The 17,899-nt window shown below is 59.2% G+C and carries 18 protein-coding genes; 14 read left to right on the top strand and 4 right to left on the bottom strand.

Annotation, left to right across the window (positions count from 1 at the left end):
- Nucleotides 1-44: 44 nt before the first annotated feature.
- The 5 genes from DY251_RS02225 to dnaA all read left to right on the top strand — a co-directional run bounded on the left by DY251_RS02225 (nucleotide 45) and on the right by dnaA (nucleotide 5,645).
- Nucleotides 45-1,274, top strand: a complete 1,230-nt coding sequence (locus tag DY251_RS02225; protein ID WP_116622184.1) for a phosphopentomutase — start codon at nucleotides 45-47, stop codon at nucleotides 1,272-1,274.
- A 1-nt stretch (nucleotide 1,275) separates the two neighbouring features.
- Nucleotides 1,276-2,163: a bifunctional DNA-formamidopyrimidine glycosylase/DNA-(apurinic or apyrimidinic site) lyase gene (gene mutM / locus DY251_RS02220; protein WP_116622183.1), complete on the top strand. Its 888-nt coding sequence runs from the start codon at nucleotides 1,276-1,278 to the stop codon at nucleotides 2,161-2,163.
- Between the two features lie 35 nt (nucleotides 2,164-2,198).
- On the top strand, nucleotides 2,199-2,972 hold the full coding sequence (locus DY251_RS02215) for an enoyl-CoA hydratase (protein ID WP_116622182.1): 774 nt from the start codon (nucleotides 2,199-2,201) through the stop codon (nucleotides 2,970-2,972).
- 138 nt (nucleotides 2,973-3,110) lie between these two features.
- Nucleotides 3,111-3,377, top strand: coding sequence for a 30S ribosomal protein S20 (rpsT, locus tag DY251_RS02210; RefSeq protein WP_116622181.1), 267 nt, complete (start codon nucleotides 3,111-3,113; stop codon nucleotides 3,375-3,377).
- A gap of 798 nt (nucleotides 3,378-4,175) precedes the next feature.
- The gene (gene dnaA / locus DY251_RS02205) at nucleotides 4,176-5,645 is read left to right on the top strand and encodes a chromosomal replication initiator protein DnaA (RefSeq protein ID WP_245415828.1); all 1,470 of its coding nucleotides are present in this window, start codon (nucleotides 4,176-4,178) and stop codon (nucleotides 5,643-5,645) included.
- Nucleotides 5,646-5,680: 35 nt separating this feature from the next.
- Here dnaA and DY251_RS02200 read toward each other — a convergent pair whose 3' ends face one another.
- Nucleotides 5,681-7,099 carry a bifunctional serine/threonine-protein kinase/universal stress protein gene (locus tag DY251_RS02200; protein WP_116622180.1) on the bottom strand — a complete coding sequence of 473 codons (1,419 nt, stop codon included), beginning with the start codon at nucleotides 7,097-7,099 and terminating at the stop codon, nucleotides 5,681-5,683.
- Between the two features lie 3 nt (nucleotides 7,100-7,102).
- Nucleotides 7,103-7,846 (bottom strand): metallophosphoesterase family protein, encoded by a 744-nt coding sequence (locus DY251_RS02195; protein WP_116622179.1) that lies wholly within the window; start codon nucleotides 7,844-7,846, stop codon nucleotides 7,103-7,105.
- 324 nt (nucleotides 7,847-8,170) lie between these two features.
- Here DY251_RS02195 and dnaN point away from each other — a divergent pair, with 324 nt between their 5' ends.
- The 5 genes from dnaN to DY251_RS02170 are packed head-to-tail and all read left to right on the top strand — an operon-like array spanning nucleotide 8,171 to nucleotide 12,897.
- On the top strand, nucleotides 8,171-9,289 hold the full coding sequence (gene dnaN / locus DY251_RS02190; RefSeq protein ID WP_116622178.1) for a DNA polymerase III subunit beta: 1,119 nt from the start codon (nucleotides 8,171-8,173) through the stop codon (nucleotides 9,287-9,289).
- A 1-nt stretch (nucleotide 9,290) separates the two neighbouring features.
- Nucleotides 9,291-10,427 carry a DNA replication/repair protein RecF gene (gene recF, locus DY251_RS02185; protein ID WP_116622177.1) on the top strand — a complete coding sequence of 379 codons (1,137 nt, stop codon included), beginning with the start codon at nucleotides 9,291-9,293 and terminating at the stop codon, nucleotides 10,425-10,427.
- 55 nt (nucleotides 10,428-10,482) lie between these two features.
- Nucleotides 10,483-11,238: a molybdopterin-synthase adenylyltransferase MoeB gene (locus DY251_RS02180; protein ID WP_116622176.1), complete on the top strand. Its 756-nt coding sequence runs from the start codon at nucleotides 10,483-10,485 to the stop codon at nucleotides 11,236-11,238.
- Between the two features lie 4 nt (nucleotides 11,239-11,242).
- The gene (locus tag DY251_RS02175) at nucleotides 11,243-12,493 is read left to right on the top strand and encodes an aconitase X (RefSeq protein ID WP_170971390.1); all 1,251 of its coding nucleotides are present in this window, start codon (nucleotides 11,243-11,245) and stop codon (nucleotides 12,491-12,493) included.
- Entirely contained in the window at nucleotides 12,490-12,897 is a 408-nt protein-coding gene (locus DY251_RS02170) for an aconitase X swivel domain-containing protein (protein WP_116622174.1), read from the top strand. The genes DY251_RS02175 and DY251_RS02170 overlap by 4 nt, the downstream gene beginning before the upstream one ends.
- Here the strand turns inward: DY251_RS02170 and DY251_RS02165 are convergent.
- Nucleotides 12,894-13,895, bottom strand: coding sequence for a 2-hydroxyacid dehydrogenase (locus DY251_RS02165; protein ID WP_116622173.1), 1,002 nt, complete (start codon nucleotides 13,893-13,895; stop codon nucleotides 12,894-12,896). The genes DY251_RS02170 and DY251_RS02165 overlap by 4 nt on opposite strands.
- A 149-nt stretch (nucleotides 13,896-14,044) precedes the next feature.
- Between DY251_RS02165 and DY251_RS02160 the strand changes: the two genes are divergently transcribed.
- Nucleotides 14,045-14,581, top strand: a complete 537-nt coding sequence (locus tag DY251_RS02160; protein ID WP_425373269.1) for an SH3 domain-containing protein — start codon at nucleotides 14,045-14,047, stop codon at nucleotides 14,579-14,581.
- Nucleotides 14,582-14,588: 7 nt separating this feature from the next.
- On the opposite strand, the gene irrA is transcribed toward DY251_RS02160, so the two are convergent.
- On the bottom strand, nucleotides 14,589-15,041 hold the full coding sequence (irrA, locus tag DY251_RS02155; protein ID WP_116622171.1) for an iron response transcriptional regulator IrrA: 453 nt from the start codon (nucleotides 15,039-15,041) through the stop codon (nucleotides 14,589-14,591).
- 232 nt (nucleotides 15,042-15,273) lie between these two features.
- On the opposite strand from irrA, the gene fabA reads away from it, so the two are divergent.
- From fabA to fabI, 3 genes are read left to right on the top strand one after another with little or no spacing between them, the layout of a single operon-like run.
- Nucleotides 15,274-15,792, top strand: coding sequence for a 3-hydroxyacyl-[acyl-carrier-protein] dehydratase FabA (fabA, locus tag DY251_RS02150; protein WP_116622170.1), 519 nt, complete (start codon nucleotides 15,274-15,276; stop codon nucleotides 15,790-15,792).
- Nucleotides 15,793-15,834: 42 nt separating this feature from the next.
- Entirely contained in the window at nucleotides 15,835-17,052 is a 1,218-nt protein-coding gene (fabB, locus tag DY251_RS02145) for a beta-ketoacyl-ACP synthase I (protein ID WP_116622169.1), read from the top strand.
- Nucleotides 17,053-17,064: 12 nt separating this feature from the next.
- Nucleotides 17,065-17,880, top strand: a complete 816-nt coding sequence (gene fabI, locus DY251_RS02140) for an enoyl-ACP reductase FabI (protein WP_116622168.1) — start codon at nucleotides 17,065-17,067, stop codon at nucleotides 17,878-17,880.
- Nucleotides 17,881-17,899 lie beyond the last annotated feature (19 nt).

Here is a 17,899-nt window from a genome sequence, read left to right as displayed (position 1 = left end):
CAGGGTCGCACTATTTCTCACCTGTGTTTCGCAACAGGTGAGCCTTGCCCAGAGCATTTATATTTGTGCTGGATTCCTTCGGCATCGGCGGCGCGCACGATGCCGCCGCTTACGGTGACGAAGGATCGAACACCTATGGCCATATTCTAGACTGGTGCCGCGACGGCAAAGCAGACCGGGAAGGTTTGCGCAAAGGCGCGCTCGACCTGCCTGTGATGCGGTCGCTGGGCCTCGACCACGCCGCGGCGATTGCAGGCGATGCGAGGCAGGACGCGTCTGCCAAGCTGCAACCCGGCTCTTTTCATGCGGCGGCGCAGGAAGTCTCACAGGGCAAGGACACGCCTTCGGGCCATTGGGAAATTGCCGGCGTCCCGGTGCCATTCGACTGGGGCTATTTTCCCCAGACGCAGCCAACCTTTCCACCGGATTTGACACGCAGCATCATTGAGGCCGCGAAGCTGCCCGGCATTCTGGGCGACCGACACGCATCCGGCACTGAGATTATCGATGAGCTGGGCGAGGAGCATATCCGCACCGGCAAGCCAATCTGCTACACCTCTGCGGATTCCGTATATCAGATTGCAGCGCATGAAACCCATTTCGGTTTGGAGCGGCTTTATGCGCTATGCGAAATCGTGCGCAAGCTGGTCGATCCACTGAATATCGGGCGCGTTATCGCACGGCCATTTGCAGGAGAGCGCAAGGGCGAATTCGTGCGCACGGCAAATCGGCGCGACTATGCCGTGCCGCCAGCCGAACCAACCCTGCTCGACCGACTGACCGCGCGCGGCAGCAAGGTGATAGGGATCGGCAAGATTGGCGATATTTTTGCGCATCAGGGCGTATCTGAAGTGCGCAAGGGACCAAGCAATGACGCCTTGTTCGACAAGACGCTTGGCGCGATGGACGATGCGCAGGACGGCGAACTCGTATTCGCGAATTTCGTGGATTTCGACACTCTGTTCGGCCATCGGCGCGATGTTGCAGGCTACGCCGCCGCGCTGGAGGCTTTTGATCGTCGTCTACCGGAGGCAATTGCCAAACTGCGCGACGGCGACCTTTTGCTGTTGACGGCAGATCATGGCTGCGACCCAAGTTGGAAGGGCAATGACCACACGCGCGAACGGGTGCCCGTTATCGGCATTTTGGCGGACCGGACGGGAGGCCCTGCGGGGCTGCGCCCAAGCTATGCGGACCTTGGCGAAACAATTGCCCAGCATCTGGGCCTGAGCGCGGGAAAGCATGGCAATTCCTTTCTGAGCGAGATTTCCTGACGTGCCTGAACTGCCCGAAGTCGAAACCGTCAGGCGCGGTCTTGCGCCCGTTATGGAAGGTGGCCGCATTACGGGGCTTCTGACACGACGCGCCGATCTGCGGTTTCCGCTGCCTGAGAAGTTTGCGGAAAGCCTGACAGGCAAGACGGTCATTTCCGTGGGCCGCAGGGCAAAATATCTGCTGATCGAGGCGAGCGATGCGCCATTGCTCATTTCGCACCTCGGCATGTCCGGCTCATTCCGCATTGAAGCGACGGGTGGACCGGCGACGCCGGGACTGTTTCATCATCCCCGCTCGAAAGACGAAAAGCACGACCATGTGGTGTTCGAGATCGGACATGAGGACGGCCGAACCTATCGCATCATCTACAACGATCCGCGGCGCTTCGGCTTCATGCTATTTGCGCAGGACCGCGAGACGCACCCCATGCTGGCCGAACTCGGCGTAGAGCCAACCGGCAACGCGTTTGACGGGCCGACATTGGCCTCGCTTTTCCGGGGCCGGTCAGCGCCGATCAAATCAGCCATGCTCGACCAGCGGCTGATCGCGGGGCTAGGCAACATCTACGTATCCGAAGCGCTGTGGCGGGCGGGAATCTCGCCGAAACGCAGCGCCGGAAGCATTGTGCCCGAAAAGCAGGATACCGGAGCGCGCACGGACCGCCTTGCCGACGCCATACGCGCGGTGATCGCGGAGGCCGTGGAAGCCGGCGGCTCATCGCTGCGCGACCATCGCCAGACCGATGGCTCGCTTGGCTATTTCCAGCATCGCTTTGCGGTTTATGATCGTGAGGGCGAGCCTTGCCTGCACGCAGGCTGCACCGGAACAGTGCGGCGGATCGCGCAGGCAGGACGCTCCACTTTCTATTGCCCGGTGTGCCAGCGTTAGCTAGAAGCCTTCACTAAATTACGAGGAGCAAAGCCGTGACATATGAATCCATTCTTGTCGAAACGCGAGGCAAGGTGGGGCTCATAACGCTCAACCGACCAAAGGCACTGAATGCGCTGAACAGCCAGGTGATGGCCGAAGTGGTGGCGGCGGCGCAGGCGTTTGACGCGGACGCCAATATTGGCTGCATGGTGATTACCGGCTCAGAAAAGGCCTTTGCGGCGGGTGCGGATATCAAGGAGATGCAGGCCAAGGCCTATGCGGAAATGTATCTCGAAGATTTCTTCGTGGGCTGGGAAGGGCTGACCCGTATCCGCAAGCCCATTATCGCTGCCGTGGCCGGTTATGCGCTTGGCGGCGGATGCGAACTGGCAATGATGTGCGATTTCATCATTGCCGCAGAGAACGCGAAATTCGGTCAACCGGAGATCACGCTCGGCGTCATGCCCGGCATGGGAGGTTCGCAGCGCCTGACACGCTTTGTCGGCAAGTCGAAGGCGATGGATATGTGCCTGACCGGTCGCATGATGGACGCAGCAGAGGCCGAACGCTCCGGTCTGGTGTCGCGCGTGGTGCCGCTGGAGCAATTGCTCGACGAAACCATGAAGGCCGCCGACAAGATTGCAGCACTTTCCCTGCCCGCCGTCATCATGAACAAGGAATCGGTAAACCGCGCCTACGAAACCACGCTGGCCGAGGGCCTGCGCTTCGAGCGGCGCGTGTTCCATTCCATGTTCGCATTCGAGGACCAGAAGGAAGGCATGGCCGCCTTTGTTGAAAAGCGTCCGGCAAATTTCCGTAACCGTTGAAATCAGGCATCGAGGCCGTTGACGGGGCGCGGAAGCTGGACTATAAGCCGCGCCAACTGAGGCGGCCTTTGGCTGCCCCTTTGTTTTTGGCCCGGGCTTGGTCCGACGCCAGTCACCTGAAACGTCTAGAGAGGCATCATGGCCAATACTCCCTCGGCCAAGAAGGCGACGCGCAAGATCGCACGCCGTACCGAGATCAACAAGAACCGCCGTTCGCGCGTGCGCACCTATGTCCGTAAGGTCGAAGAGGCAATCGCTTCCGGCGACAAGACGGCAGCAGAAGCAGCCTTCCTCGCAGCGCAGCCGGAACTGATGCGCGCCGCAACCAAGGGCGTGATGCACAAGAACACCGCATCCCGCAAGGTTTCGCGCCTTGCCAAGCGCGTACGTTCTGTTCAGGCCTAAGCCTTAACAAAATTTGACTATTTGGATGAAGCGCCCTTCTGGGCGCTTTTTTCGTTTGCCGGCAAATGATCGGCTTTGACGCGCTGGTGCGGTGTTCAGGATTTGGTTCCGACCCCCGGCGAGAGCACTACTTAAGCCGCGCTCAATTTGTTACGAAAGATCAATTGGCTAAACGGATTTAAGGAAATTCTACCCATAGTTGCGGCGTTTCCTTGACGACATTTTTTCATATTTTTCAATGACTTATAGAACATAGCGAATATGGTCTATGTGACTCCTCCGGCCCAAGCCGGCTAGCTTCGTGTCAAGGGCAAAAAAAAGAAATTTTGATCCTTCTAGCAGCACATTCTGAAAAGGTTTGAATCACAATACCTTGCCGTGAGGTTGAGGCCATTTGAGAGCTCGGGATGAGCTTGTACGTTAAAAAAACGTTATTCACGCCCTTGCTCTTATCTCCGCGATATCGATAAGGTCGATCCATCAAACAGCGGGCCACGCCCGACAAACCAAGCCAAAGCGGCGGCTGTTCTGACCTTGGGAGCGATTCCGGGGCCAGATAAGGTTTGTCTCCGTGTGGCGGGGAACGAGGTTGGTATTAGTCTGCGTGTTCTTTGCGCCGGTCGAGTTTTCATGACCGGAGGGGTTTTCGTACGCAAGGAACTCAAACCAAATTAAGTATGCGCCGACCCTGCCGTGCCCCAACGCGGCGAGAGGACAGTGCGCGTGGAAGAAAAGGAAGGGTGGATGTCGATCAGTGTGGTGCCATCGCATTGGGCGCAAGAGGATAACGGGGAGGACATGGAAAAAGTCGATGCTTCAGCGCTGACTTTTGAACGCGTCAAAGCCCAGTTGAAAGCGCGCCTCGGCACGGAGGTATATTCGAGCTGGTTCCAGCGCATGAAGCTGGCGGAAGCATCGAAGAGCCTCGTTCGCATTTCGGTCCCAACCGCTTTTCTGCGCTCCTGGATCAACAGCCACTATCTTGACCTGATCGTGGAGCTGTGGCGCGCGGAAGAACCGGAACTGCTGAAGCTGGAAATCGTCGTGCGTTCGGCGGCACGTCAGACACAAGCCACCGTGGCTGTTCAGCCTGCGCCGCAACCGGCGCGCAGCGCAACTTCTGCACATTCGACCGCTGCCGCGCCTCGTGTTGAGCGCCACGCCAGCCCAAAAACTGCGGCGCCATCGGCTGCGGCGATAGATGCCGGCCGTTCGCCGGTGCTCGGCTCGCCCCTCGATACGCGCTATACGTTTGGGTCTTTCATTGAAGGCCCATCGAACCGCGTTGCCTTCGCGGCGGCTCGTGCCGTGGCGGAATCCCATGCCAGCGCGGTGCGGTTCAATCCGCTTTTCCTCCACGCTTCGGTTGGACTCGGCAAGACTCACCTGCTGCAGGCCATCGCGGCAGAAGCTGTGAAGCAGAATCCGAAGGCGCGAGTCGTTTACCTGACGGCGGAATATTTCATGTGGCGCTTTGCGACCGCCATTCGCGACAATTACGCGCTGGTGCTCAAGGAGCAGTTCCGCGACATCGACCTGCTAATCATCGACGACATGCAGTTTTTGCAGGGCAAGTCGATCCAGCACGAGTTCTGCCATCTGCTGAACATGCTGCTGGACAGCGCCAAGCAGGTCGTGGTTGCGGCCGACCGCCCGCCATCAGATCTGGAATCGCTGGAGCCACGCGTGCGCTCGCGCCTTGTCGGCGGCGTTGCGCTGGAAATGTCAGCGCCCGATTACGCAATGCGGTACGACATGCTGAAGCAGCGACTGGATTCGGCCAAGGGCGATGACGCGTCTGTCGAGATTTCTGCGGAAGTGCTGGAGCATGTCGCGCGCACCATAACCGGCAGCGGTCGCGATCTGGAAGGTGCATTCAACCAGCTTCTGCTGCGCCACACACTCGAACCGCAGATAACCGTGGATCGTATCGACGATATTCTGGGCCGCATCTACCGCTCGGGTGAGCCGAAGCGTGTGCGCATCGAGGATATTCAGCGCATCGTCGCGCGGCATTACAACGTGTCCAAGACGGAGCTTCTGTCGAACCGCCGCACGCGGACGATCGTAAAGCCGCGTCAGGTCGCAATGTTTCTGTCCAAATCCATGACGCCTCGCTCGCTGCCGGAAATCGGACGGCGGTTTGGCGGAAGGGATCACACGACCGTGTTGCACGCCGTGCGCAAGATCGAGGACCTGTCATCGTCGGACCAGACACTGGCGCAGGAGCTTGAACTGCTGCGCCGCCTGATTGTCGATCAGGCTTGAACAATTACAGGGGCGGCGCGCCAAACCGCGCGCCGCTATTCCGGTGTCGTATCGCTCGCGGCGGTTTCGACCGCTTTTATCCTGACGACCGAAACGGAGCACTTCGCTTCCGCCACAACCTTGGTGGAGACGGAGCCAAGGTGCCGCCGCATGGCGGATGACGCGCGCGCGCCCATCACGATTCGGCCTGCATGGTTGCGCTCCGCGAAATCCAGAATCGCATCTGCAGGACTGACGGCCTCCAGCACGTGAAAACTAGCGCGACCATCCGGCAAATGCAGCGGATGCGCCCAATCTTTCAATGAAACCAGCATGTTGACGTAGTTTGAACGGCCATCCGCATCGACCTGCGGTGAATCGCCGATGATCTCGGTTTTGAGCACTGCAACGCACGCCAAGCGCGAATCGCGCCGCGCGGCGAGAACGATTGCCGTCTCGGTGCGGATTTCTTCGGCCAAGGCATCGATGCCACCGGAGAGGTCTACCGCCGTGACAATTACCGGCGGCCCCTCGCCCATGTCAGTGCTTTTCCTCAGCAAAAGCTCGGTGCGCGCATCGCCGCCGCCAAACAGTCGGTGGAAAAGCGCCTTGAGCCCCGTTGGCTCTGGCTTACGTTCGATCAATCTGACTTGATCTGGATTTCGCAAATCGTGAACGAGCTGCCCTGCATCGGTGTAGCGGCGGGCGCGGTCAACCTCCATGCATCTCTCGATGATCTGTTCCAGCCAGCGTGGCACATTGGGATTGAGTGAACGCAATGCAGGTGGACGCTGGAACAGACGGCGGCGCATTCCGGCAGTCGTCTGTGGCCAACCGAACGGTTCCTCGCCGCTGGCGAGTTGGTAAAGAATGCAACCCAGCGCGAAAATATCGCTGGATTTGTCGTTGCGAATGCCAAGAACCTGCTCCGGCGCAATATAGGCGGCGGTGCCCATCGGAACGTCGCTCTGTTCGGCCAGCAGGTCTGGTAATTCTGCGTGACGCGCCAGCCCGAAATCCAGCAAGACCGCGCCACGCTTGGCGATGATAATGTTTTCCGGCTTGAGGTCGAGATGCGTGACCTTCTGCTCGTGCAGCGCGGCGAGCGCTTCGCCCGTTTGAATACCGATGCGGCGAACTTCCTCGAACGGCAAAGGCGCGGACTTGGCGAGCGCGGCAACGCTGGTGCCTTCGACGAACTCCATCGCAATGTATGGAACGTTTCTGAGGTCGCCAAATGCATGAAAGTGCGGAACATGCTTGCCCGAAAGGCGGCGCGCAATCATGTCCTCCACTTCGTACCCAATGACGACGGACACATCCTGACCGGGGTCAAGAAACGGGATTTTCAAGATAACATCGCCATCAATGCCCGGCTTCCGCGCTTTCCAGACGGACGCCATGCCGCCTGACGGAAGGCGCTCGACGAGCTCAAACCCATCTATGACCACGCCGGGGGCGAAAGTCTGGCTCATGCACTACCTCCCGATTTTCAGTCGCATGCCAAGCCAGCCTGGCAGGCCAGCGCGGCTGATTTTCTCGGCTGTTTTGTCCCAATCGTAAGCGATACGTAACATAGTGACGTCCATGGCGCCTGTGTCGAGCAATGCGACACAGGCCGCGGGGTTGCCATCGCGCGGCTGGCCCACCGAGCCGGTGACGATGACGCTGCGAAGCGTGGCGAACAGCGGTGCGGGCTTGTTTGCCAACGGCGTGAAGCTGCTGACCGAGCCGTGCGCCGTGGAATAGAATATCGCCGGAACGTGGGTGTGACCGCAAATCGCGATGCGCGCCGGCACGGCTTCAAAAGAACGCCTGGCGTCCGATGCCTCCATCACATAGGGCCAGGACTGAGGCCGCCACGCGCCGGCATGCGTGTAGAGAATTTCGCCGTCCAGATGTGACAATGGCAGCTTTGCCAGAAAGTCGCGCTGATCGGCGGAGAGTTGTTCAATGGTCCAGCGGATCGCATCGCGCGCGTTTTCCGACATGCCGGATGTGTTACCCGTGGCCGCCGCCTCGTCGTGATTGCCAAGAATACCGACCGCGCCGGAGGCTATCAGCGCGCGGCTTTTTTCAACGACATAAGTCGGGTCGGGACCGTAGCCGACCAGATCGCCCAGCAAAATTATGCGCTGCGCCCCCGCCTGCGAAATTGCTTCGAGCGCGGCGTCAAACGCCTCTCGATTGGCGTGAATGTCGGACAATATGCCAATCAACATGACAGTGGCTTAATTAGTGTAATCATCGCCCTCCTCCCGAGCGGCACCACCGGCCATAGCACGCGGCCGACTCGCGAGCGATTGGGCGAAGGTATGACGGCGCAGCAGGACAGAGAAGGGCAGCGCACCTTGGCAGGGTTGTAGCACGGTCGGGCGCAGAACGTTGCGAGGGGGCGGATCGAGGTTATCAACAAGGGGGCGATCATGAGGCTTTACTGCCAGTCTAACCCTTGCCTTTCGCCTGCTTTTCCTGTCATTTGAACCAAATTTATACGCGTGGCAGAAGACCCTTCCGCCGCGCCAAGTTCGTCAAGTGAGCCTCCAATGCGTGTCATCATCGAACGGTCGAATCTTCTCAAGTCGCTCAACCACATTCATCGCGTGGTGGAACGGCGCAACACCATACCGATCCTGTCGAACGCGCTGCTGACGGCGGAAGGCGCAACGCTGGAGATGAAGGCAACCGACCTCGATCTGGAAATGAACGAGGCAACGCCCGCACGCGTTGAGCAAGCCGGATCTACGACCGTGCCCGCGCATCTGCTCTATGACATTGTTCGCAAGCTGCCGGATGGCGCCGAAGTTATGCTCAAGGTTGACGACGGCGGCGCGGCAATGTCGGTGATTTCCGGCCGCACATCGTTCCGGCTGCAATGCCTGCCCGCATCGGATTTCCCGGCGCTTTCAAGCGGTTCCTATCCGCATATTTTCCGTCTCGAATCGACGGCACTGAAAGGTCTTATCGACAAGACGCAATTTGCGATTTCGACCGAGGAAACGCGCTATTATTTGAACGGCATCTATTTCCATACCCATGAAAGCGGCGGAAAACTGAAACTGCGGGCCGTCGCGACGGACGGTCACCGTCTGGCGCGAGCCGAAATGGACGCGCCGGCGGGCTCCGAGGGAATGGCGGGAATCATCATTCCACGCAAGACCGTCAGCGAAATGCAGAAGCTGCTCGACGATCCGGATATTGCGGTGACGACCGAAGTTTCCGAAAGCAAAATCCGCTTCACAATCGGGCCTGTGATTCTTACGTCGAAGCTGATTGACGGGACATTCCCGGATTATCAGCGCGTTATTCCGGCGAATAATGACAAGAAGCTGATATTGGACCGGCAGAGCTTTGCTTCGGCGGTGGATCGCGTTTCCACGATTTCATCCGAGCGCGGGCGCGCAGTGAAGCTTTCCATCGCCGACGGACAGGTGACGCTGGCGGTGAACAACCCGGATTCGGGCAGCGCGACGGAAGAGGTTGCGGCGGACTATTCGTCAGACCCGATCGAGATCGGCTTCAACGCCAAATATTTGCTGGATGTTGCGGCGCAGCTTGGCGGCACGGAAGCGCGCTTTTTGCTGGCCGATGCGGGTTCGCCAACGCTGATACAGGATGCGGCAGACGAACACACGCTTTATGTCCTGATGCCGATGCGGGTCTAGCATGAGCTTTATTGGTAAGCTTACGCTTACTGATTACCGCAACTACGGAAATCTCAGCATCGAGTTCGAGCCGGGCGCTGTGGTGCTGACCGGCGACAACGGGGCGGGCAAGACGAATTTGCTTGAGGCGATTTCGCTTCTTGCGCCCGGTCGCGGATTTCGGCGCGCAACGCTGGCGGAGGTGGCGCGCGAGGGCGGCAGCGGGACGTTCGCGATTCATGCAAGCATTGATGGCGAAGAAGGCGATGCCGAGATTGGAACCGGCACGACCGCGCCCGATATTCTGACCGGAGAGTCTGTCAGGAAGGTGCGGATAAACGGCGCAAATGCAAAAAGCGCCGATGCGCTGCTGGAATGGCTGCGCGTGATGTGGCTGACGCCAGCGATGGACGGGCTATTTACCGGACCAGCGGCAGACCGACGGCGTTTTCTCGACCGCTTGGTGATGACGGTCAATACATCGCATGGCCAAGTGACGTCGGCCTATGAAAAGGCCATGCGTGATCGTAATCGTTTGCTTACGGATAATGTGCGCGACGTGGGTTGGTTTGAGGCGATTGAAGCGCAAATGGCTGAAGCCGGGGCAGCAGTTGCGGCGGCGCGTGTCGAGACTTTGCGGCTGATCGCGGCAATGATTGAAAAGCTGCCAAACGACGGGCCGTTTCCTCAGGCCGATTTGGCGCTGGATGGGGTGGTCGAGGGGTTTGTCGCGGAAATGCCCGCGGTTGAGGCCGAGGAGTATTTTCGACGGGTTTTGGCGGAGGGGCGCGAGAGGGATCGAGCATCCGGGCGTGCGCTGGACGGCCCGCATCGCGCGGATTTGCGGGTGCGACACCGGCCCAAGGACATGCCCGCCGATTTGTGCTCAACCGGCGAGCAAAAGGCGCTTTTGGTGGGGATTGTGTTGTCGCACGCGCGACTTTGCCGTGACATGTCCGGTTTGACGCCGATTCTGCTGCTGGATGAGATTGCCGCGCATCTGGATGCCGGACGCCGCGCAGCATTGTTTTCGATTCTGGAAGAACTCGGTTGTCAGTGCTTTATGACGGGCACAGAAGCGACGCTGTTCTCCAGTCTGCGCGGACGCGCTCAATTTTTGACCGTCGATCATGGGAGTGTGCAAGAGACGGAAGGTTGAGGGGTAAAGTGAACTAACTGGTGGCAATGGCCGAAATGGTCGCTATGTTACTGAAATGACAACGATGCCGCCGCTTTCCGATAGTGAGATTGAACGCTATGCGCGGCATATCGTGCTGCCGGAAATCGGAGGCACGGGACAGCAAAAGCTGAAACAGGCGCGTGTATTGGTGATTGGTGCGGGCGGGCTAGGTGCGCCGGTGCTGCAATATCTGGCGGCGGCAGGGGTTGGAACGCTCGGTATTGTCGAGGACGACACAGTTTCGCTTTCCAACCTTCAGCGGCAGATTATCCACGAGACAGGCGCGCTCGGACTGCCAAAAGGCGAAAGCGCAAAAGCATCGATTGTGCGCACAAATCCAAATGTAAGCGTTGAACTACATAAAGTCAGATTGAGCGCAGAAAATGCCGCAGGTTTGGTTATCGGCTACGATATTGTCGTGGATGGATCCGACAATTTTGAAACGCGGTTTGCATTGGCGGATGCATGCGAAGCAGAGAAAAAGCCGCTGGTTCATGCAGCGGTGGGGCGGTTTGACGGCTCGCTGACGGTGCTGATGCCGTTTGGGGTGGATGATGAGGGCAGGCAGAACCCGCGCTATCGCGACCTGTTTCCTGAGCCGCCGCCTGACGGGTTGGTGCCATCCTGTGCCGAGGCGGGCGTCATTGGCGCGCTGACGGGCGTGATGGGAACCCTGCAGGCGATGGAAGTGATCAAGCTGATTACCGGCATAGGCGAGCCGCTGGTCGGGCGGTTGCTGCTCTATGACGGGCTGGCCGCGCGGTTCGACACCATGCGCTACAAGAGGTGACGGCGTGAGCCTCGAATTATCGGCGCAGGAGCGGTCAACGCTGGCAGGCGACACCGGAGCCGGCGCGGCAATGGCCATGCGCATCGTGGTGGAATCGGCGCGGCTGCTGGGAGCGCCGCGGCTTATTCCGGTGCAATCCGCGCATATCGATGGCGCGCTTTATCACGGCGATTCCGGCACATTGTTTGCGGAAAAGCTGGTCGAAGGCGGTGCGAAAACCGCCGTACGCGCGACGCTGAATGTCGGCGCGCTGGACCTGACCGGATGCGCGCGCGTGCGGCTGGTCGGACACGAGCGCGAGATGGCGCAACGCATGATGCACGCCTATCTCGATCTTGGCTGTGAGCCTAGTTGGACATGCGCGCCCTATCAAAGCGGGCATCGTCCAGCGCTTGGCAGCGATGTTGCGTGGGGCGAATCCAACGCCGTGGTTTTCTGCAATTCCGTGCTCGGCGCGCGCACCAATCGCTATGGCGATTTTCTCGATATTGCCTGCGCTATAAGCGGTCGCGCGCCGGATTACGGGCTGCATCGAAGCGAAAACCGGCTGGCCCGCTTTGTTTTTGACGTTTCTGGGCTGGACCGCGCGTTTCTGGAATCCGAAATCGCGTGGCCGGTTCTGGGAAGCCTTTTTGGACGCTTGGCCGGTACGGAAATCGGCGTGGTGGCGGGGATCGGCAAGCATCCGGGCGAGGATGCGCTGAAAGCATTCGGCGCTGCGGCGGCTTCTTCCGGTTCGGTTGGGCTGTTCCACATGGAGGGCATAACGCCCGAAGCGCCGGATTTGGCGAGGGTGCTGCGCGGGGCCGAACCGGCGGAGCGGATTGTCGTGACAGGCCAGATGGTGCGGGACGCGCAGGCTCGCCTTTCGACCGCAGAGCGAACGGACCGGATCGACGCGGTTGCTATCGGCAGTCCGCATTTGTCGGTGGAGGAGTTCGCGCGGCTACGGAAATTGCTGGCCGGACGGCGGGTAGCTGTGCCGTTTTACGCGTGTACGGGCAGGCATGTGCTGAGCGAACTCGACCGCGACGGAGGCCGCGTGACGCTGGAAGCGCAGGGCATCACGGTTGTGGCGGATACGTGTGTGGTGGTAACGCCGATCATGGCTGATATGCCCGGCGGTGTGTTGATGACGAATTCCGGGAAATTCGCACATTATGCGCCCGGAAATACTGGCTATGCGGTGCTTTATGGATCGATGGCCGACTGTGTCGAAAGCGCTGTCAGCGGCAGACCGAGGTTCGGCGCATGATGCATAGCGGCAAGATATTGGTGGAAGGTGCTGACGCGAGCGGTCCGGCGCTCGTGCTTAGTCAGCCGATCAGTTTCTGGGGCGGCGTCGATCCGAAAAGCGGGCGGATAGCCGACGTGCGCCATCCGCAATGCGGTGTGAATATTGCTGGAACCGTGCTGTTTTTACCGGGCACGATCGGGTCGTCCTCAGCCTCGGCCGTGCTGATGGAACTGGTGCGTAACGGCCATGCGCCGGCGGCGATGGTGCTACACGAGCCGGATGCGATCTTGCTGCTCGGCTTGATTGTTGCGCAGGAAATGGACTGGCAGACACCACCCGCGATCCAGCTTGATCGAGGGTTATACGGCGCATTTGAAGGGCACTCAGTTCGCGTCAAAAAATCTGAAATTTCAGCTATTTAGACGCGATTTGGCAGCACACGATCCGGCGGGCGGTGACCATCCGCATAGGCGCGAATGTTGATGATGACCTTTTCGCCCATATCGATGCGGCCTTCAATGGTGGCCGACCCCATATGCGGCAGAAGGACGATCTTGCCCGCGGCGGCGAGCGCCAGCAAATCGGGCTTGATGGCCGGTTCATGCTCAAAAACATCCAGCGCAGCACCGGCAAGCTTGTCCTGCTGGAGCAGCTTGATGAGCGCGTCTTCATCGATGATGTCGCCGCGTGCGGTGTTCACGATATAGGTGTTTGGCTGCATGAGTTGGAGCCTGCGCGCCGATAGCAGGTGGAATGTTGCGGGCGTGGACGGGCAATTGACCGAGATGATGTCCATGCGCACAAGCATCTGGTCGAGGCTTTCCCAATAGGTCGCCTCAAGCTCGTCTTCTATGCGCGGCGCAACGCGGTGCCGGTTGTGATAGTGGATCGACAGGCCGAACGCCTTTGCGCGACGCGCAACCGCCGTGCCAATGCGGCCCATGCCGACAATGCCCAGGCGCTTGCCCCAGATGCGGCGGCCGAGCATCCATGTGGGTGACCAGCCGGGCCATTTGCCATCTTCGATGAGCATTTGTGCGCCAACGGTTACGCGGCGCGGGACGGCAAGCATGAGCGCCATCGTCATGTCTGCCGTATCTTCCGTCAGCACGTTGGGCGTGTTGGTGACAGCAATGCCCTTTTTCGCGGCGGCGGCGATGTCGATATGCTCGACGCCATTGCCGTAATTCGCGATGAGTTTGAGATTCGGCCCCGCGCGCTCGATGAGTGCTGCGTCGATCTTATCCGTTATGGTTGGAACGAGAACTTCGGCGGTCTGCAATGCATCCGCCAGCTCATCCTGACTCATGGGATGGTCGTCGAGATTCAATCGGGCATCAAAAAGTTCGCGCATCCGGGTTTCCACCGGATCGGGCAGCTTGCGCGTGATAACCACCTGAGGCTTTTTTCTGCCCGCCATTATTTCCTCGAATCGGACCCCGTTGAGACCTCTTTAACCAAGACCGGCGAAACTGGAAACCGGATTGGCCTGATGCGTTCTAGCAAGGCCGGCGCGCGATGCAAAGCAGCGGACAGGAGAAGAAATTGGTGGGGTTGTTCTGGCGCGGTTTGCTGGCGGTTGCCTTGACGGCGACATTGGCTATCCCCGCCACATTTGCGCAGGAAGTAACACCTGACACACAACCGACTGGCAGCATACAGCGCGGCCCAAGCGGCCTGCCGCTGCCGCGATTTGTCAGCCTGAAATCAGGCCGCGTGAATGTGCGCACCGGGCCGGGAATCAATTATGCGGTGGAATGGCTTTACCTGAAGGCCGGACTGCCGATGGAAATTCTGCAAGAGTATGACAACTGGCGGCGCGTGCGCGATTCCGAAGGCGCAGAAGGCTGGGTCAACCAATCGCTGCTTTCCGGCAAGCGCACAGCGCTCGTTGCACCCTGGCAAAAGGGCAAGGATATCCACATCAATCTGATGTACGAGCCGGACACGAAATCTTCCATCGTCGCAATTCTGGAGCCCGGCGTTGTCGGCAAGATCAAGACTTGCAACGGCGCATGGTGCGAAGCGACCTTCGACGGCAATTCAGGCTGGATCAGCCAATCGCTGATCTGGGGCGCTTATCCCGACGAGCAGGTCGGGGAATAAAAGGCGCCTAGGCGCGCTTTGGCCTGACGCGGATTACAACGTCCACATTGACGATTTCCATGCCTTCCGGCGGAGTCGGCAGGTTGGAAACCGCGATGGGCGATCCATGGAGCTCAATGTCGAAGACGCGGTTTTCGCCCTCAACGAAAAAGTGATGGTGATCGGACGTATTGGTGTCGAAATAAGTGCGTGAGCCTTCGACATTCAAAATGCGCAGCATTCCAGCTTCAGTGAACTGATGCAGCGTGTTGTAGACAGTGGCCAGCGACACAGGCACGCCTGCGCAAACGGCTTCTTCGTGCAACTCCTCTGCCGAAAGATGACGGTCGCCCTTCGCAAACAGCAGGCTTGCCAGCGCAATGCGCTGACGCGTGGGGCGCAAGCCCGCAGTGCGGACACGATGATCCGCCATTGCCTGCGAGTTATGTTCCTGCCCGTTATGATCCTGATCGTGCGTCATTTAGCCCTTATCGGTCGCAAGTTCGCGCTTGTTTGGAGATAACTGTAAACTCCCTACAAACTCGCCTTTTCCTTTCCACATATATTCTGTACCCGAAAACCGATCAATAGCGGCACATTGACCACAGGCGACCGGCAGTTTAACCGTGCGTAAAAGTCTGATGTGTCGGGCGTTACAGGCGAATAAGCCATATAACGACAGACAACATGTCGGCGGCAATGGGGATGGTTTTATGACGGACCGGAAGTCCAGCTACGAATACGCAGATTTGCTAGCCTGCGCCAAGGGCGAATTGTTTGGCCCAGGCAACGCACAACTGCCCTACCCTCCCATGCTGATGTTCGACAGGATTACCGAGATCAGCGAGACGGGCGGAACATTCGACAAGGGATTTATCCGTGCGGATTTCGCGATCCATCGCGATCTATGGTTCTTCCCCTGCCATTTCATCGACAACCCTGTGATGCCCGGCTGTCTGGGTCTTGACGCGCTGTGGCAGTTGACCGGCTTTTTCCTTGGCTGGCTCGGCGAACCGGGCAAGGGAATGGCGCTTTCCACAGGGGAAGTGAAATTCAAGGGCATGGTGACGCCAAAGGTCAAGCTTGTTGAATATGGTGTGGATTTCAAACGCGTGATGCGCGGTCGTCTCGTGCTGGGCATCGCCGATGGCTGGCTGAAAGCAGACGGCGAAACAATTTATACGGCGACCGACCTGAGAGTCGGCCTCGCAAAGCAGGAAGCTGCCACCTAAATTCTCCAGGCAGCTTTTGAGGGCAGGAACGGAGTGAACAATATGAGACGTGTCGTCGTCACGGGCCTTGGCATCGTGTCTTCCATCGGCAACGATGCCGCCGAGGTACAGGCTTCGCTGCGCGACGCCCGTTCGGGAATCAGCTTCAGTCAGGATTTTGCGGATCACGGCTTCCGCTGCCAGGTTTGGGGCGCGCCAACGCTGGACCCAACGCCACTGGTAGATCGCCGCGCCATGCGCTTCCTGCACAAGGGCGGCGCGTGGAACCACGTGGCAATGCAGCAGGCTATCGCGCAGGCAGGACTGGAAGAGTCGGAAATATCCAATGAGCGCACCGGAATCATCATGGGTTCCGGCGGGCCATCGACGCGCATTATCGTGGATGCTGCGGAGATAACCGAGAAGAACCATAGCCCGAAGCGAATCGGGCCATTTGCGGTGCCAAAGGCGATGTCGTCCACCGCGTCCGCGACGCTGGCAACCTGGTTCAAGATTCACGGCGTGAACTACACGATTTCGTCGGCCTGCTCGACCTCGGCGCACTGCATCGGCAACGCCTATGAGCTGATCCAATGGGGCAAGCAGGACCGCGTGTTCGCAGGTGGTCACGAAGATCTCGACTGGACAATGTCGAACCTGTTCGACGCGATGGGCGCTATGTCTTCCAATTTCAACGACCGGCCATCGGTCGCTTCGCGCGCCTATGATGTGAACCGCGACGGCTTCGTGATTGCGGGCGGTGCGGGCGTGCTGGTGCTTGAAGAACTGGAAGTGGCGAAGGCGCGCGGCGCGAATATTCTCGCTGAAATCGTCGGCTATGGTGCGACTTCGGATGGCTATGACATGGTTGCGCCTTCCGGCGAAGGGGCGATCCGCTGCATGAGACAGGCGCTTTCGACGGTCAAGAACCCGGTCGATTACATCAATACGCACGGCACTTCGACGCCGGTGGGCGACTCCAAGGAAATGGGCGCGATCCGCGAAGTTTTCGGGGCCAACTCGCCCTATATCAGCTCCACCAAGTCGCTGACCGGCCATTCGCTCGGCGGCGCAGGCGTGCAGGAAGCAATCTATTGCCTGCTGATGATGCAGGGCAATTTCATTGGCGAAAGCGCCCATATCGAAGAACTCGATCCCGAATTCGAGGGCATGAACATTGTGCGCAAGCGCATAGACAACCCGAAATTCGATGTGGCGCTCTCCAACTCCTTCGGCTTCGGCGGCACTAACGCAACGCTGGTCCTGCAGCGCTACGCATAAGGATTTTCCCTCATGGACGGACTGATGAAGGGTAAGCGCGGCCTTATCATGGGCATCGCGAATGACCATTCTATCGCCTGGGGCATCGCGCAGACGCTCGCCGCGCATGGCGCGGAAATGGCCTTCACCTATCAGGGCGAAGCCTTTGGAAAGCGCGTTGCGCCTTTGGCGGAAAAGGTTGGCACGAAGCTGCTACTGCCTTGCGACGTCGAGGACAGCGCATCGGTGGCCTCGGTGTTCGACGCGCTTAAATCGGAATGGGGCAGCATGGATTTTCTGGTCCACGCTATCGGCTTTTCCGACAAGAACGAGTTGAAGGGCCTTTACGCCGACACCAGCCGGGACAACTTCACGCGCACCATGGTGATTTCGTGCTTCTCCTTCACGGAAGTGGCGCGCCATGCTGCGGAGCTGATGACTAACGGCGGCTCGCTGCTGACACTGACCTATGCAGGGTCGGTGCGCGTGATGCCCAATTACAATGTAATGGGCGTGGCAAAAGCTGCACTTGAAGCAAGCGTGCGCTACCTCGCCAATGATTACGGCCCGCGCGCAATACGCGTGAACGCGCTTTCGCCTGGACCGGTGCGCACGCTGGCGGGTGCTGGCATTGCCGACGCACGCTATATGTTCTCCTTCCAGCAGCGCAACTCACCGCTGCGCCGCCCTGTAACGCTGGACGAGATTGGCGGCTCTGCGCTCTATATGCTTTCCGACCTCGGCAGCGGCGTGACCGGCGAAGTGTTGAACGTCGATAGCGGCTATCACGTCGTTTCGATGCCGACGCTCGACGAACTCAAGCGCACGGATATGACGGGCAAGGATTGAGTTGCCAGGCAGCGGTGTG

Origin of the sequence: Mesorhizobium denitrificans (assembly GCF_003403035.1) — a bacterium.
Classification (GTDB): domain Bacteria; phylum Pseudomonadota; class Alphaproteobacteria; order Rhizobiales; family Rhizobiaceae; genus Mesorhizobium_G; species Mesorhizobium_G denitrificans.
Note: the sequence above shows the minus strand (reverse complement) of the source record. Positions and strands in the feature narration are given on the sequence as shown.

Excerpts from the sequence above, each read along its gene's own strand:
- rpsT (WP_116622181.1), top strand. The coding sequence starts at position 3,111 with ATGGCCAATACTCCCTCGGCCAAGAAGGCGACGCGCAAGATCGCACGC.
- dnaA (WP_245415828.1), top strand. The coding sequence starts at position 4,176 with ATGGAAAAAGTCGATGCTTCAGCGCTGACTTTTGAACGCGTCAAAGCC.
- DY251_RS02200 (WP_116622180.1), bottom strand. The coding sequence starts at position 7,099 with ATGAGCCAGACTTTCGCCCCCGGCGTGGTCATAGATGGGTTTGAGCTC.
- DY251_RS02195 (WP_116622179.1), bottom strand. The coding sequence starts at position 7,846 with ATGTTGATTGGCATATTGTCCGACATTCACGCCAATCGAGAGGCGTTT.
- dnaN (WP_116622178.1), top strand. The coding sequence starts at position 8,171 with ATGCGTGTCATCATCGAACGGTCGAATCTTCTCAAGTCGCTCAACCAC.
- recF (WP_116622177.1), top strand. The coding sequence starts at position 9,291 with ATGAGCTTTATTGGTAAGCTTACGCTTACTGATTACCGCAACTACGGA.
- DY251_RS02180 (WP_116622176.1), top strand. The coding sequence starts at position 10,483 with ATGACAACGATGCCGCCGCTTTCCGATAGTGAGATTGAACGCTATGCG.
- DY251_RS02170 (WP_116622174.1), top strand. The coding sequence starts at position 12,490 with ATGATGCATAGCGGCAAGATATTGGTGGAAGGTGCTGACGCGAGCGGT.
- DY251_RS02165 (WP_116622173.1), bottom strand. The coding sequence starts at position 13,895 with ATGGCGGGCAGAAAAAAGCCTCAGGTGGTTATCACGCGCAAGCTGCCC.
- irrA (WP_116622171.1), bottom strand. The coding sequence starts at position 15,041 with ATGACGCACGATCAGGATCATAACGGGCAGGAACATAACTCGCAGGCA.
- fabA (WP_116622170.1), top strand. The coding sequence starts at position 15,274 with ATGACGGACCGGAAGTCCAGCTACGAATACGCAGATTTGCTAGCCTGC.
- fabB (WP_116622169.1), top strand. The coding sequence starts at position 15,835 with ATGAGACGTGTCGTCGTCACGGGCCTTGGCATCGTGTCTTCCATCGGC.
- fabI (WP_116622168.1), top strand. The coding sequence starts at position 17,065 with ATGGACGGACTGATGAAGGGTAAGCGCGGCCTTATCATGGGCATCGCG.